Below are 14,656 nucleotides of genomic sequence, written 5' to 3' on the forward strand. Positions count from 1 at the left end.
GACTAGCTGGTGGCCCGCTTGCGGTAGGCGCTGGGGCTTTCGCCTGATACCGACTTGAACGCTCGGTTGAACTGGGCGATCGACTCGAAGCCGCTGTCGAAGGCGATCTCGCTGATCTGCCGAGCCGTTTCCCGCAGCTCCTTCTGGGCGCGTTGCACCCTGAATCGCGTCAGGTAGGCCACGAAGCTCAGTCCGGTCTCCTTCTTGAAGACCTTGCAGAAGTGCCGCTCGCTGGCTCCGGCGACCTTCGAAACCTCGCCGAGTGGGATGCGGCGCTGGTAGTGGCGCTCGACGTGCTCAACGGTTCTGCTGACCAAGGCGCTTTCGCGTGGCCGATCCTGCTCCAGCAACAAGGTGTTCGCCGCGGCGCCAAGCGTTTCCGCGAAAACCTCCAGCATGCTCAGAAATCCCTCGTAGGCTTCCGACGTGAGTTGGCGGCTCTGCAGGTAGGCCCAGCGAGCCTTGCTCGTATCGATGTCGCCAAGCTTGTTAACGAAATCTCCGATTTGGCTAACATCCGCGTCCGCGGAAACGATTCTCACCTGTCCGGTCTGCAGGTAGGCCACCCGCTTTTCGCCGATGACGATGGGCGCCACGCTGTCGTGCAGGCCTGCCTGGCAGCGCAGCGAGACGGCTCGCCGCTTCGCTTTCGCTTCCAGTTCGGATTGCGTTTGCAGGCAGGCGACGCAGCCCTTGCGGGAGCGCGCCAGCAGGGCGCAGAAGGGGTTCTCCCGCGGACTGCCGCAAGCCGGCATCTGGAACGACTCCAGCGGGCGAATCGAGAGCGGCAAGCCCGACGCCGCTTCAAACGAACGCTGGTACTTGGCGAAGAGCCGGGTTTTTTGAAGCAGTCGCGCGATCTCGCGACTCCGTTTGGGGGAGACGCAGTCAGCGCTTTCCGCGTAGCTGGCAAAGGCTTCCATCAAGCAACACGCTTCTCGCTTCTAATAAAGAGTCAATGGTATTTATTTCATTTAAGAGAAAATATGCGGAATAAAGGGCAGGAAGCGAGTAGGGGAAGGCCGGTTTTTGCGCCATAGTGCGGGCGTTCGCGAAGCTGATTTCGCGATTGTTTTAGACCGAACATGCTTACACCGAAAATCGATACCAACCGCGAAGCCCTGGGCCTGAGCGCCGAGCTGATCCGCAAGTACAACCGTCCGGCTCCGCGCTACACCTCCTATCCGACGGCCCTGAAGTTCCGATCCGTGGACGACGCCTTCAGCGCCGGGGCCTTGCTGGCGGACCTGGAAGACGCTTCCGGGCCGCTCTCGCTCTACTTCCATATTCCCTACTGCCGCAGCCTGTGCTGGTTTTGCGGTTGCGCGAAGATCATCTCCACCAAGACGGAGCTGGGAGACCGCTACCTCGATTATCTGGAGAAGGAGATCGCCCTCTACAAGCCGCTGATCCGATCCGAGCGCAAGGCCGTGCAGCTGCATTTCGGCGGGGGCACGCCGAACTTCCTGTCCGTTTCCCAGATCCAGCGCCTGTCGGAGCTGATCCACGACAACTTCGACTTCGAGCCTGGAGCTGAGATGAGCGTGGAGCTCGATCCGCGCACCTTGTCGCAGGAGCAGGTGAAGGCGTTTCGGGCCATGGGCGTCAACCGGGCTTCCATGGGGGTGCAGGACGTGAAGCTGGAAGTGCAGGAAGCGGTGCACCGAGTGCAGCCGACGGAGATGAACAAGAGGGCCATCGCTTGGTTGCGGGACTGCGGCATCGATTCGCTCAACGTGGATTTGATCTATGGTCTGCCGCATCAGACCGAGAGCAGCTTTCGGGAAACCTTGGCCGAAGTCCTGACCTACGACGCCGATCGGCTGGCCGTTTTTTCCTACGCCCACGTGCCGTGGAGCAAGCCGGCTCAAAAGATCCTGGAGAAGTCGCCGCTGCCGGATGCGGATTCGAAAATCGAGATTCTCATGCAGATCGTGGAAACGCTGACCGCCGCCGGCTACGCCCACATCGGCATGGACCATTTCGCTAAGGAAAGCGACCCCATCGTAGGGGCCCAGCGCTCCAAGTCGCTGCAGCGCAACTTCCAAGGCTACAGCTTGCACGCCGACGTGGAGATCCTCGCTTTCGGCATGTCCTCCATCAGCCAGTCCGCCAATGCCTTTCGCCAGAATCAGAAGACTTTGGAGGCTTACTATCAGATGATCGATCAAGGACGCATTCCATTGGAAAAGGGCTACCTGCTCACGCAGGACGATAGGATTCGCCGCGAGGTGATCATGCGTCTGATGTGCGATCTGGAGCTGGACTTCGCGGAACGCGGCGAAGCGAACGGAATCGATTTCACCACCTACTTCGCCGATGAGCTGAAGGCCCTGAGGGAGCTGGAGTCGGATGGCCTCGTGGCCTTCGGAGAGGGCTGCCTCAAGGTCACTCCGCTCGGCCGCTTGCTCATACGCAACATCGCCATCCATTTCGACGCCTACGCCAGCACCGAAATGAAACGCTTCTCCAAAGCCATCTAAGGAATCGGTAGGGCGCGCCCGCCGCGGCACGCCGCAAGGTCAGCCTTTCAAAATTGGGCCGGCGCCTCGATCCGACAACCACCGGATTCTGGCGGTGGGATTCGACCTCCGGGCGAGTCTTGCACTCCGATCATACGATCCGTCCGTAGAATAAACCGCCCGCTTCGCTAGAGATCGCAAAGAAGACTTCTTAAAACCACCGATGGCGCCGATTTGCACCGATGGCGCCGATAGTCGTGTGAGGTGCTTGGCGCTAGGTTGTTAGCGTTCGGTTAGATAGCCAGACTCTCTGCGGCCCCATTGGTCCGGAGCAGTCGTCCCAGCAAGCAACCTCAGCGATCTTCGCGAACTCCGCGGCTAAAACAACCCCACCTTTCGATAATCATCCCCCTTGGCTTGCCGCTACTGGGTGGGCAGCTTCAGCAAGGTCCCTTTTTCGATGCGATCGTCGAGCTCCACTTGATTCATGATGGCCCAGTCCTGAGCGTCCATGTCGGGTGGAAGTCGGTCGGGCAGCAATTCGCGGAAGGTGGCGCTGCGGGAGGCGGGTTCGATGGTCAAGCGGTAGGGTTGTATGCTTTTGGCCGCGGCGTCGCGCAGCTCCTGAAACGAGCGAGCGGTTTGCGCGATGCTCTGGCGGTGGACGGGATAGCTCGCGGGACTCCCGTATCCCAGAAACTGGTAGACCGATCCTTGGTACTCGATCGCTTGAGCGTAAATCGGAATCTGTCCGTTTTGCGTGGTTACGGTGCCTTCGAGGGCATAGGCAGGCAAACCGTTGACCAGTTCCTCGCCTGCGTAGCTGGGGGAAACCTTGAGGCGCTCCGCGAGAGCTTGAACCGATGCGAAGGGGGAGTCCTGGCTAGCGGGCGTCAGGGCCAGGAGGGCGGTTCCGTTTGGTTCGGCAAGGTACACCGCTGAGCGCTCGTTTTGCACCTTCCAGCCGGTGGGAATATCGAATTGAAAGGAGAGTTCCGGATGCAGGAAACGTCCTTCCGAGACGAAGCCTTCGCGTGGATTCTGTCCTACGATCAGGCCCTCGATGTGGTTGAAGAATTGGCGTTGGCCCACGATGGGCTCCCCGCCGCCCCCGGTCTCCCATTTTCGGGAAAGCTCCGCGATGGTGGTCTCGCGCTCGCCGGGATCCGGGTGGCTGGACATCCAGGAGGGGATGGTCTGGCCCGACTTTTCCGAGATGCGCTTCAACGACCGGAAAAAGGCGCTGCCCTCGGACGCGTCGTAGCCGGCTTTGGTGGCGTACTCCACCCCGTGGAAGTCGGATTCGCGCTCCGCGTCGCGACCGTATTTGAGCGTCATCAATTGAAAGAGACTGCCGCTGAGGTCGACCATCTGGCGGGCCAGCTCCTTGTTTTCCGCCACCTGTTCGCCGATGATGGCGCCGGCAAGAAGGCCGATCTGTCCCCACTGCTGCTTGAGGGCCTGTTGAGAGGCGTGACGAGCCTCCACATGGGTGATCTCATGCCCGATGACCACCGCGAGCTGAGCTTCGTTGTTCAAGTGGGCGAGCAGACCGCGCGTGACGTAAACGAAGCCGCCCGGAAGGGCGAAGGCGTTGACCACCGGAGAATCGAGAACACGAAAGACGAAATCCGTATCCTGATAGATTTCGGGTGTATCCTCTTGATGGAAAGCGCTTTTCTCAAGCAGATCGTGGCCGATCCCCTTCACGTACTCGGAGAGGCCGTCGTCTGGGTAGAGGCCCATTTGCTGCACGATTTCCGTGTCCGACTTCTTTCCCAGCGCCAGTTCCTGGTCCCAGGTGTAGGCGTAGTATCCTGTTTTCCCGGTGTAGAGGCTGGGCTCGGTGGCGCAGCCGCTGAAGAGGAGAATCGAGGTGATTAGGAGCGACGAAAACGCGATTAGGCGAGATTTCATGGGCAACGTCAGACAGATGGTTTGCGGTCAGGTTCGGAGGTCGAAATTTGCAAAATCAGCCCTGTCGGTCAACGCACGACTGAGGGGGCTCACTTTTTTGAAATTCTTGCAGCAAAGGGTTGACAAGACCCCCACAAACCGACTTCTTCCGTGTCCATTCTTGCCCTGTAGCTCAGTGGTAGAGCAGGTGGCTGTTAACCACTTGGTCGCTGGTTCGAGTCCAGCCGGGGCAGCCATTTTTTCTTGAAACCGTCCATCCAGGGACGGCTTTTTTGTGTCCTGACAGCGCCAGCGACTGGACGAAGAACCAGCGAAGCGATTCGTTACCGAGGAGCGCCGCGACGACAGCGCGCAGCGCCCATCCAGCCGGGGCAGCCATTTTTTCTTGAAACCGTCCGTCCGGGGACGGCTTTTTTGTATCCTGACAGCGCCAGCGACTGGACGAAGAACCAGCGAAGCGGTTCGTTACCGAGGAGCGCCGCGACGACAGCGCGCAGCGCCCATCCAGCCGGGGCAGCCATTTTTCCCAGAAACCGTCCATCCAGGGACGGCTTTTTTGTGTCCTGACAGCGCCAGCGACTGGACGAAGAACCAGCGAAGCGGTTCCAAGGTGGAACGGCTCGTCCTCGAGACGTTCAGAGCCGCGCTCCGTTCACGAGGCGTCGATCGAATACGAACTAGCCTCCTCGGAGGGTGACCGTTTTCGAACGCGCCCGGAGGTCGCGTTCCACCTTGGACTCTTGCTTCGTCTGCTGTGACTGGGGAGGAGCTACGACTTGTAGTGGTCGAGCATGATATTGTATTTCTTCACCCGCAGGCCCATTTTGCGTTCGCTGATGCCGAGGCGACGGGAGGCTTCGGCCATGTTGCTGCCGGTGTCCTTGAGCGAATCGACGATCATCTCGCGTTCCAGGGCTTCGATGGCGTCGGCCAGGGTGGCTTCCTCGTTTCGCTCCTTGGGGGACTTCTTTTGCAGCGTCGGGGGCAGGTGATGGGTTTTGACTGACTGCCCTTTGGCAAGCAGCACGGCCCGCTCCATGCAGTTTTCCAGTTCGCGCACGTTGCCTGGCCAATGGTAGCTCATGAGCAAATCGATAGCGGCGCTGGAGATGCGGATAGGCGTCTTTCGCTGACGTTTGGAATATTTTTCGATGAAGTGGTCGCAGAGCAGCAGCACGTCGCATTTGCGTTCGCGAAGAGGTGGCATGTAGATGGGGAAGACGTTGAGCCGGTAGTAAAGGTCTTCGCGAAAGGTTCCGTTGGCCATCATCTCTTCGAGATCCCTGCTGGTGGCGGCGATGACGCGCACGTCGGTTCGCTGGGTGGTTTGGCTGCCGACGCGCTCGAACTCCTTTTCCTGCAGCACCCGCAGCAGTTTCACCTGAGTGGCGAGCGAGATGTCTCCGATCTCGTCTAGGAAAATGGTTCCGCCGTCCGCCAGTTCGAAACGTCCCTTGCGCATGGAAAGGGCGCCGGTGAAGGCTCCTTTCTCGTGGCCGAAGAGCTCGCTTTCGATGATGGAGTCAGGCAGGGCGGCGCAGTTGAATTTCACGAAGGGCTTCTTCACTCGGTCGCTTTTTTCGTGAAGCGCTTTCGCCACCAGTTCCTTGCCGGTGCCACTTTCGCCGCGTATCAGAACTGTGGTTACGCTGCGAGCGACCTGATCGATGTGATAGTAGACCGAGCGCATCGCTCCGGAATTGCCGATCATGCCGTCCGGTCGGAAGCTTTTCTCTACCGCCTCCTGCAAGCGGTCGTTTTCTTCGCGCAAGCTCTGGATCTGCTCGCTGGCGTCTTGCCGAACGCGCGCCGCTTGGGCGATGATGGAGGCGATCATGGAGAGCAGTCTCAAATCCGCTTCCCATCCAAATCTGGGGTCGTGCTGCCGTTCGATGCTAAGGGTGCCGATAGCTTCCTCCTCGAATTTCATGGGAACGCACATCAGGCCGGTCCTAGGAGCGAGTTGAAGGCTTTGTATCAGATTTTCAGATACACCGTTCTCTTCAGCCCAAACCGCGAGGTCTGGCACGACCACAGGCTCTCGTTTCTCCATGGCGCGTTCCAACCGGTCGCCGATGATTTCCAGGTAGTCTTCGGGTGTGAAGTCCCTCGGCAAGCCCACCGCTTCTGAAAGAAGTAGCCCACCGGTGTCCCGGTTTCGAATGGCGATGGTGCCGCGTTCTAGACCCATCCAGTCGCGCAGTCGGTGAAGCACGGGGCTGACGACCTCGGTGAGATCGAAGCTCTTTTCGAGGGTTTGGCTGATGGCGAACATCATTCCGAGTTCGCGGACGGATCGGCAGTTGACGCCGGTCGAACGATTCAACAGCTCAAGCGATGGCCCCTCACGGGCCAGGGCGCATCCCCCCACTTGACAGTTTGTATCGTGATTCATGATACCTGCTAGAAGAGCTAATTCTGCGCCTCGACAAGCTTCTGCTTAATGCTGGGCACAGTGTTCAGGAACGCTTATTCGAAGCATAAGTCGGGCCTAAGGATCTAACGGTTTTCCAATCCTACCAAAACGTAGGATTTGGTCCTACATTTGACGTGAATGTAGGATTCTCGGGCCGGTTTTTTCGAGGGGAAACCCGATGTTAAAATAGAGATAAAAATTTTAAAACGCTCATGTGCAATGTGTTGCATGGGTCCAGGTGCGAGGTGGCACGGATGATGATTAAGGAAGGCGTCAACAACGACATCCAGCAAACTTAACGAAGGCACATCTTATGACAGCTACAATTGAAGCACCTGAAGCAAGCAAGACCACCGAGAAGAGAATGCGCAAAGTCGCAATCTACGGAAAGGGAGGCATTGGAAAATCTACCACCACTCAGAACACCGTCGCCGCCCTTGCCGAAATGGGCAAGAAGGTGATGGTTGTTGGTTGCGATCCGAAAGCGGACTCGACTCGACTATTGCTCGGCGGTCTCGCCCAGCGTTCCGTACTCGACACCCTCCGCGAAGAAGGCGAGGACGTAGAGCTCGAAGACATCCGTTCCGACGGATTCTGCAACAGCCTCTGCGTGGAGTCCGGCGGTCCCGAGCCAGGAGTTGGCTGTGCCGGTCGCGGTATCATCACTTCCATCAACATGCTCGAGCAGCTCGGCGCCTATGATGGCGACCAAGGACTCGACTACGTTTTCTACGACGTGCTCGGCGACGTGGTTTGCGGCGGATTCGCCATGCCGATTCGCGAAGGCAAGGCGGAAGAAATCTACATCGTTTGCTCCGGCGAAATGATGGCGATGTACGCGGCCAACAACATCTCCAAGGGAATCCTGAAGTTCGCGGAAACCGGCGTGGTACGCCTCGGCGGCTTGATCTGCAACAGTCGTAACTGCGACCGCGAAGCGGAAATGATCGAGGAGTTCGCCCGTCGTCTCGGCACGCAAATGATCCACTTCGTACCTCGCGACAACGACGTGCAACGCGCGGAGATCAATCGCAAGACCGTGATCGATTGGAATCCGGACTGCAACCAGGCCAACGAGTATCGTCAGCTCGCTCAGAAGATCGACGAGAACCGCATGACAGTCATCCCGACTCCTCTCGAAATCGAAGAGTTGGAAAGTCTGCTCATGGAATACGGCCTCTTCAAGTAAACCTCTACTCCGCAGAACAAGAGAGCCTCCGTTTTAGCCGCTGCGTCGCAGTGGCCCGGCTCCCTAGCGCAAACCGTTAACCAGTTAACACCTATTTTGTATGTCAGAAGAAACTACAAATAACGAAAGCCCAATGGGGCCACATGGGCCATCTGCGGCGGAAGCTCGCGAGAAGATGTTGGAGGCCTACCCACGCAAGACTCAACGCAAGCGTGGCAAGCAGATGCTTGTAAACGAGTCGCCATCGACTCCAGCGGAGATCGGTGCCAACAGCCGAACCGTTCCAGGTATTATCACGCAACGTGGTTGTTCCTACGCAGGATGTAAAGGGGTGGTCATCGGACCGATCTACGACATCCTCCATATCACTCACGGCCCGATCGGCTGTGGATTCTATAGCTGGCTCTCCCGTCGCAACATGACGAAGATCCGGGCCGAAGGCGAAACCAACTACCTGCAGTATTCAATGTCTACTGACATGCAGGAGGACCACATCGTCTTCGGCGGAGAGAAGCAGCTCGCTCAGGCCATTCAGGAAGCGTACGACGAGTTCAAGCCCAAGGCGATCTCGGTTTATGCGACTTGTCCGGTCGGTTTGATCGGTGACGACATTCACTCGGTCTGCCGCACCATGAAGGAGAAGCTTGGTATCAACATCTTCGGCTTCTCTTGCGAAGGATACAAAGGCGTTTCCCAGTCCGCTGGTCACCACATCGCCAACAACGGCGTGTTCAAGCACATGATCGGTTTGGATGACTCTCCAGTAGAGCACAAGTACAAGATCAACATCCTGGGCGAATACAACATCGGTGGAGACGCTTGGGAAATTGATCGCATCTTCGCTCGCTGCGGTATCAAGATTATCGGTACGCTATCGGGTGGTGTGAGCTACGGCGATATTTGCAACTGTCATATGGCCGACCTAAACGTGGTCATGTGCCACCGTTCCATCAACTACATGGCGGAGATGATGGAAACGAAGTTCGGCATTCCCTGGTTCAAGGTGAATTTCATCGGACTCGAGGGTACCAAGAAGTCGCTGCGCAAGATCGCTCAATATTTCGGCGACAAGGAACTCATCGACAAGGTCGAGGAAGTCATCGCCGCGGAGATGGCGGAGGTCCGTCCAATCATCAACGATGTGAAGACTCGCACGACCGGCAAGACCGCAGCCCTCTTCGTGGGAGGCAGTCGCGCTCACCACTATCAGGATCTCTTCGAAGATATGGACATGAAGGTGATCGCCGCCGGTTACGAGTTCGCCCACCGGGACGACTACGAAGGTCGCGACGTGCTGCCGAACATCAAGATCGACGCGGACAGCCGAAACATCGAGGAGCTCGAAGTGGAAGCCGATCCTGAGCGCTTCAATCTTCGCAAGACGGTGGATCGCAAGAAGTCCCTAGAGGACTCGGGATTCAGCTTCAGCGATTACGAAGGCATGATGCGTCAGATGAAAAAGGATACGCTGGTCATCGACGACATCTCTCACCACGAGCTCGAAAAGCTCATCGAGTTCTACAAGCCGGACGTGATCGGATCAGGTATCAAGGACAAGTACGTCATCGAGAAGATGGGTGTACCCTGTAAGCAACTACACTCCTACGACTATGGAGGACCTTATGCCGGATTCAAGGGCGCGATCAACTTCTTCAAGGAGATCGATCGCATGACTTCCACCAAAGTCTGGAAACTGACGCGTGCTCCTTGGCACGCCGGAGCCGGCGAATCTCCCGCATCGGAGGAGAAGGTCCCCGCTACGGTTTAGTCGGTTCAGCGAACAACAATCAATAAGGAGATTTCTTCCATGTTAGACGGAACCACAGCTGAAATTCGCGAGCGCAAGGCGCTGCGCATCAATCCGGCAAAAACCTGTCAGCCTATCGGCGCCATGTACGCGGCGCTAGGGGTGAACAAGTGTATGCCGCACTCCCACGGGTCGCAGGGGTGCTGCGCTTATCACCGCAGCCATTTGACTCGTACCTACAAGGAGCCAGTCGTTGCCACCACCAGCTCCTTCACCGAAGGCGCCTCGGTATTCGGTGGCTTGGCGAACCTGCAGACCGCCCTCGATAACATCTTCACCATCTACAATCCGGATATCGTGGCGGTTCACACCACTTGCTTGTCCGAGGTGATTGGCGACGACATTCCGATGATTATCAAGAAGTCGATCGAAAGCGGCAAGATTCCCGAGGGCAAGACTGTCATTCACGCCAATACGCCGAGCTTCGCTGGCAGTCACGTCACGGGTTATGCCAATCAGTTGGAAGCCTTCGTGAAGTACCTGTCGGAATCGACCGTCGAGGAGAAGAAAAACGTTATCAATCTCTTTCCGGGATTCGTCGACCCGTCCGACATGCGTGAGATCAAGCGTCTCGCCAGCCTAGTTGGCGTAGAGTTCATCATGGCCACGGATACCTCCGATGTCCTGGACTCGCCAGCCGACGGAAGCTACCACATGTATCCAGATGGTGGTACAAAGATCGCCGAACTGAAGGCCATGGGCGATAGCTTCCTTTCTTTGGGGCTTGGTCCAACGGGTACTGAAGCCGGTACGAAAGCCTTGGAAAAGAAGTGCAACGTTCCGTTCAAGACCTTGGCTCTCCCGATCGGAGTATCCGCTACGGACGAGTTCGTCGATGCCCTCCGGCTCGCTGGCGATACCTCAGTGCCAACCGAGCTCGAGTACGAGCGCGGCCGCTTGGTGGACATGATCAGCGATATGTCGCAGTATCTGCACAACAAGAAGGTGGCGATCTTCGGGGATCCCGACCACCTCGATAGCATGGTCAGGTTCCTGGTGGAAATTGGCATGGAGCCAGCCATCGTTATCACGGGAACACCTGGCAAGAAGTGGGAGCGCCAGATGAAGGAGCTCCTCCCTAACGCTGAAGTGAGAGCCTTCTCCGATATGCACTACATGCATCAGTGGATGAAGAACAACTCAGTGGATCTTCTCATTGGCAACACCTACGGCAAACTGGTTGCCAAGGCGGAAAACATTCCGTTCGTACGCTTCGGCTTCCCGATCCTCGACCGGGTAGGCCACCGGGCGTTCCCTTTTGTTGGATACGTCGGAGCGATGCGCCTCATCGAGAAGATCACCGATCAGTTCTTCGACAAGCGCGACCGTGAGGATCCAGATCACGAGACCGAGCTAATCTTCTAGCCTTTTAGTTAGTTATGCGAGCAGGGGGAGCCGACGGAGACGGTTCGGGCCATATTGCTCCCCCTGCACCCGCATACTGAATACGCCGCCATCCCTTCATCTTTTTGCCAACCATCCTATGAACGATTCCATTTCCAAAGCCCTTATCGACCAGGCCAATCACGAGCTCTATGCGGCTCATTGCTACCACGCCATGTCGATCTGGTGCGAAACTAAAGACTACAGCGGCTTTGCCAAGTTCTTCGCCGAACAAGCGACTGAAGAACGCGAGCACGCGGAGAAATTTATAGATCACGTCATAGATAGAGGCGGATTTCCGGCTCTGACATCGATCGCTGTTCCACAAACTGAATACGGCTCGCTGAGCGAAATCGCTCTCAAGGCCGAGGAGCTCGAGAAAGCCAATTCGAACGCGATCAAGAAGTGCTACGAGATTTCGTTGGAGACGAAGGACTACGAGTCTCAGCGCATGCTACTTTGGTTCATAGACGAGCAGGTTGAAGAGGAAGCGTGGACCGAGAAAATGGTGACTCTGGTCAAGCGAATGGAGTGCCCCGGCGCTGCCTACAGTTTGGACAGGCACATCATCAAGGAGCTCGCTTCCGATGAATGACGGTTAGGAACGGGGATGGAGAGGGAAACAGTTTGTTCTGAGAGAAGGAGTTATCAGAAAATGAATACGGGAGATCCAACAGGAGGCATACAGGTCTTGTCTGATCGTTCAGATCAGGTCTGGACCAAAGGGTCCGGAAAGGCGTTTGTCTGCGACAAGAAAAGCGCTGCCGGATCAGTGACTCAACGGGCCTGCGCCTTCTGTGGATCTCGCGTTGTTCTGTATCCCATCGCGGATGCTCTGCACATCGTGCATGGGCCCATCGGATGCGCGGTTTATAACTGGGATATCCGAGGAGCGCTCTCCTCCGGACCGCAGCTGCACCGCAACAGTTTTTCTACGGACCTCGCGGAAAAGGAGGTCGTTTTCGGAGGTGAAAAGAAGCTCAAGGCATCGCTCATCGAGCTGATTGACTACTACAAGCCCAAGGCGGCCTTCGTTTATTCCACCTGCATCGTTGGCGTCATCGGCGATGATGTGGAGGCGATTTGCAAAGTCGTTACCAAGGAAACCGGAATCGATGTCATTCCCGTCGACTCGCCAGGTTTCAAAGGAACGAAGCGTAGCGGGTACCAAGCCGCTTGCGAAGCCGCGTATCGACTGGTAGGAACAGGAAGTACGGAAAATCTCGGCAAGTACACCATCAATTTGATGGGCGAGTTCAACATCGCTGGCGAAGCCTGGATGATTCGTCGCTATTTCGAGCAAATCGGTATCGAGGTTGTGGCTACGATTACCGGAGATGGGCGGGTCGATGACCTGCGCCGCTGTCACGGAGCGAAGCTCAACCTGGTGCAGTGTTCCGGCTCCATGACTCATTTGGCCAAGCTGCTGAAGGACGAGCACGGCATTCCCATGCAGCGCGTTTCCTTCTTCGGATTTGAGGATACGGCGCGAGCCATCTACGCAGCAGCGGAATTCTTCGGTGATCCGGAGATCATGCGCAAGGCCCAGGAACTGGTTCGCAGCGAGATCGCGAAGTTCGCGCCCCAGATTCGTGACTACAAGAAGAAGCTGAAAGGTAAGAAGGCGGCCCTGTATGTCGGCGGCGCTTTCAAGGCTTTTTCCTTGGTGCTGGCGCTTCGAGCCCTTGGCATGAAAACGGTGCTTGCGGGTACGCAGACCGGCAGCGCCGAAGATTACGAGCAGCTCAAGGAGATTTGCGACGAAGGCACCGTGATCGTGGATGACTCGAATCCATTGGAGCTGGCGAAATTCGTCATCGAAAAGGACGTCGATCTCTTTATCGGCGGAGTTAAGGAGCGGCCGGTCGCCTACAAGTTGGGAGTCGCCTTCTGCGATCACAATCACGAGCGCAAGATCCCCTTGGCCGGATTCGAGGGCATGCTGAGCTTTGCGGAAGAAGTCGCAGCCAGCGTTCTGAGTCCCGTTTGGAAATTTGTTCCCAGACGGGAGGCTCTAGCAGTCGCCGCGTTTGAGGAAGCGAGGAAAGGAGAGGGAAAATGATTTCGGGAATGGAGCACAAGAATCCGGATTTGTTCACCGTATCGGGAGTACGGGTACAAGGGGCGCCGCCTGAAGCGGCAACGCGAAACGCATGCAAGCTTTGCAGTCCGCTCGGAGCGGCGATGGTATTCAATGGCATCCGCGGCTGCCTGCCGTTTTTGCACGGCAGTCAGGGCTGTGCGACCTACATACGCCGCTACATGATCAGCCACTTTCGCGAGCCGGTGGACATCGCCTCGTCGAGCTTCACGGAAGATGACGCTATCTTCGGCGGAGCCCGGAATTTCGAAAACGGGGTGGAGAATGTGATCGCCCAGTACTCGCCCGAATGCGTCGGGGTGGCGACCACCTGCCTTTCCGAAACCATCGGCGAGAACATGATCGGCATGATCAAAGACTTTCAAAAGAACCATGCTGATAAAGGACCTCCTTTGATCCATGTATCCACTCCTGCTTACACCGGGACGCACAGCGATGGATACTACGCGGCCATTCGCGAGGTAGTGGCGGCGTTCGCTGAGCCCTGCAAGGAACGCGATGTAACGCGGGTCAACATTCTTCCCGCCATGATGTCCTGCGAGGATCTTCGCCACCTGAGGGAGCTTTGCACGATATACGGTCTTGAAGCGACGGTTCTGCCGGACTATTCCACGCGACTGGAAGGCAGCAGTTGGGGAGAGTACAATCGCATCCCGCCCGGAGGCACATCGATCGATGAGATCAAGAGCATGGGCGATGCGGCGGCCACCATTGAATTTGGTCACCTCGTTGCCAACCGAATCGATTCTGCCGGAATGCTTTTGGAAAAGCGTTCCGGTAGCAGACGGCATGCCCTTGGCTGGCCCATCGGTATCAAGTTAAGCGACCAGCTGTTCACTTCCTTGGCTATCGTATCCGGAAAGCGGATGCCGGAATCGATCGCTTTTGACCGCGGCCGGGTGGTGGACGCTTATGTGGACGCCCACAAGTATGTTTCCGGAAAGAAGGCGGTGGTGTACGGTGAGCCGGATCTGGTGATCGGCCTTGCGTCCTTCCTCAGCGAGATCGGCATTCGCCCAGTGGTTTGCGCCACCGGCTCGAAGGGAAAGGGCTGGAAAGATCTGATTGCTAGCGAGATCGAAGGCGGCATGGAAGACGTGTTGGCCCTCAGTGGAGCCGACCACGCCAAGATCGCCGAGGCGGCGCGCGAGGTGAAACCTGATCTGCTGCTGGGCTCAAGCAAAGGATACCCGTTGGCTCGCGAATTGAACGTGCCGTTGGTGCGTATCGGTTTTCCCATACACGACAGATTTGGCGGTCAGCGACAACTGAGCGTAGGCTATCGAGGCACGCTGGCTCTCTTCGATCGGCTGGTGAATGCAGTGATGGAGAGCAAGCAGGAGGATTCGAAGACCGGATACAGCTATCTGTAGTGAGAATT

General features: G+C 57.1%; 10 protein-coding genes and 1 tRNA gene. 8 read left to right on the top strand and 3 right to left on the bottom strand.

Translation table 11 applies throughout. The annotated features are described in order from the left end of the window. Nucleotides 1-2: 2 nt before the first annotated feature. Nucleotides 3-923: a helix-turn-helix domain-containing protein gene (locus tag QEH54_RS11460; protein ID WP_309018814.1), complete on the bottom strand. Its 921-nt coding sequence runs from the start codon at nt 921-923 to the stop codon at nt 3-5. A 162-nt stretch (nt 924-1,085) separates the two neighbouring features. Here QEH54_RS11460 and hemN point away from each other — a divergent pair, with 162 nt between their 5' ends. Continuing rightward, on the top strand, nt 1,086-2,483 hold the full coding sequence (gene hemN / locus QEH54_RS11465; protein WP_309018815.1) for an oxygen-independent coproporphyrinogen III oxidase: 1,398 nt from the start codon (nt 1,086-1,088) through the stop codon (nt 2,481-2,483). Between the two features lie 402 nt (nt 2,484-2,885). Here the strand turns inward: hemN and QEH54_RS11470 are convergent, their stop codons facing one another. Next, nucleotides 2,886-4,379 (bottom strand): M48 family metalloprotease, encoded by a 1,494-nt coding sequence (locus QEH54_RS11470; protein ID WP_309018816.1) that lies wholly within the window; start codon nt 4,377-4,379, stop codon nt 2,886-2,888. Nucleotides 4,380-4,540: 161 nt separating this feature from the next. Here QEH54_RS11470 and QEH54_RS11475 point away from each other — a divergent pair. Next, nucleotides 4,541-4,615, top strand: a tRNA-Asn gene (locus QEH54_RS11475). A 533-nt stretch (nt 4,616-5,148) separates the two neighbouring features. On the opposite strand, the gene QEH54_RS11480 is transcribed toward QEH54_RS11475, so the two are convergent. Continuing rightward, a complete protein-coding gene (locus QEH54_RS11480; RefSeq protein ID WP_309018817.1) occupies nt 5,149-6,774 on the bottom strand; it encodes a sigma 54-interacting transcriptional regulator in 1,626 nt (541 codons plus the stop codon). Nucleotides 6,775-7,159: 385 nt separating this feature from the next. On the opposite strand from QEH54_RS11480, the gene nifH reads away from it, so the two are divergent. The 6 genes from nifH (at nt 7,160) to QEH54_RS11510 (ending at nt 14,648) form a co-directional block, all read left to right on the top strand. After that, nucleotides 7,160-7,984, top strand: coding sequence for a nitrogenase iron protein (nifH, locus tag QEH54_RS11485; RefSeq protein ID WP_309018818.1), 825 nt, complete (start codon nt 7,160-7,162; stop codon nt 7,982-7,984). 133 nt (nt 7,985-8,117) lie between these two features. Continuing rightward, entirely contained in the window at nt 8,118-9,752 is a 1,635-nt protein-coding gene (gene nifD / locus QEH54_RS11490) for a nitrogenase molybdenum-iron protein alpha chain (RefSeq protein ID WP_309018819.1), read from the top strand. Between the two features lie 39 nt (nt 9,753-9,791). After that, the gene (nifK, locus tag QEH54_RS11495; protein WP_309018820.1) at nt 9,792-11,156 is read left to right on the top strand and encodes a nitrogenase molybdenum-iron protein subunit beta; all 1,365 of its coding nucleotides are present in this window, start codon (nt 9,792-9,794) and stop codon (nt 11,154-11,156) included. A 118-nt stretch (nt 11,157-11,274) separates the two neighbouring features. After that, nucleotides 11,275-11,769 (top strand): ferritin, encoded by a 495-nt coding sequence (locus tag QEH54_RS11500; protein WP_309018821.1) that lies wholly within the window; start codon nt 11,275-11,277, stop codon nt 11,767-11,769. A 60-nt stretch (nt 11,770-11,829) separates the two neighbouring features. Continuing rightward, nucleotides 11,830-13,236 (top strand): nitrogenase iron-molybdenum cofactor biosynthesis protein NifE, encoded by a 1,407-nt coding sequence (gene nifE / locus QEH54_RS11505; protein WP_309018822.1) that lies wholly within the window; start codon nt 11,830-11,832, stop codon nt 13,234-13,236. Further along, the gene (locus QEH54_RS11510; RefSeq protein ID WP_309018823.1) at nt 13,233-14,648 is read left to right on the top strand and encodes a nitrogenase component 1; all 1,416 of its coding nucleotides are present in this window, start codon (nt 13,233-13,235) and stop codon (nt 14,646-14,648) included. Before nifE ends, QEH54_RS11510 begins: the two co-directional genes overlap by 4 nt. The last annotated feature ends 8 nt before the right edge of the window (nt 14,649-14,656 follow it).

It is taken from the genome of Pelagicoccus sp. SDUM812003 (genome assembly GCF_031127815.1).
Lineage (GTDB): Bacteria > Verrucomicrobiota > Verrucomicrobiia > Opitutales > Opitutaceae > Pelagicoccus.

Excerpts from the sequence above, each read along its gene's own strand:
- QEH54_RS11460 (WP_309018814.1), bottom strand. The coding sequence starts at position 923 with ATGGAAGCCTTTGCCAGCTACGCGGAAAGCGCTGACTGCGTCTCCCCC.
- hemN (WP_309018815.1), top strand. The coding sequence starts at position 1,086 with ATGCTTACACCGAAAATCGATACCAACCGCGAAGCCCTGGGCCTGAGC.
- QEH54_RS11470 (WP_309018816.1), bottom strand. The coding sequence starts at position 4,379 with ATGAAATCTCGCCTAATCGCGTTTTCGTCGCTCCTAATCACCTCGATT.
- QEH54_RS11480 (WP_309018817.1), bottom strand. The coding sequence starts at position 6,774 with ATGAATCACGATACAAACTGTCAAGTGGGGGGATGCGCCCTGGCCCGT.
- nifH (WP_309018818.1), top strand. The coding sequence starts at position 7,160 with ATGCGCAAAGTCGCAATCTACGGAAAGGGAGGCATTGGAAAATCTACC.
- nifD (WP_309018819.1), top strand. The coding sequence starts at position 8,118 with ATGGGGCCACATGGGCCATCTGCGGCGGAAGCTCGCGAGAAGATGTTG.
- nifK (WP_309018820.1), top strand. The coding sequence starts at position 9,792 with ATGTTAGACGGAACCACAGCTGAAATTCGCGAGCGCAAGGCGCTGCGC.
- QEH54_RS11500 (WP_309018821.1), top strand. The coding sequence starts at position 11,275 with ATGAACGATTCCATTTCCAAAGCCCTTATCGACCAGGCCAATCACGAG.
- nifE (WP_309018822.1), top strand. The coding sequence starts at position 11,830 with ATGAATACGGGAGATCCAACAGGAGGCATACAGGTCTTGTCTGATCGT.
- QEH54_RS11510 (WP_309018823.1), top strand. The coding sequence starts at position 13,233 with ATGATTTCGGGAATGGAGCACAAGAATCCGGATTTGTTCACCGTATCG.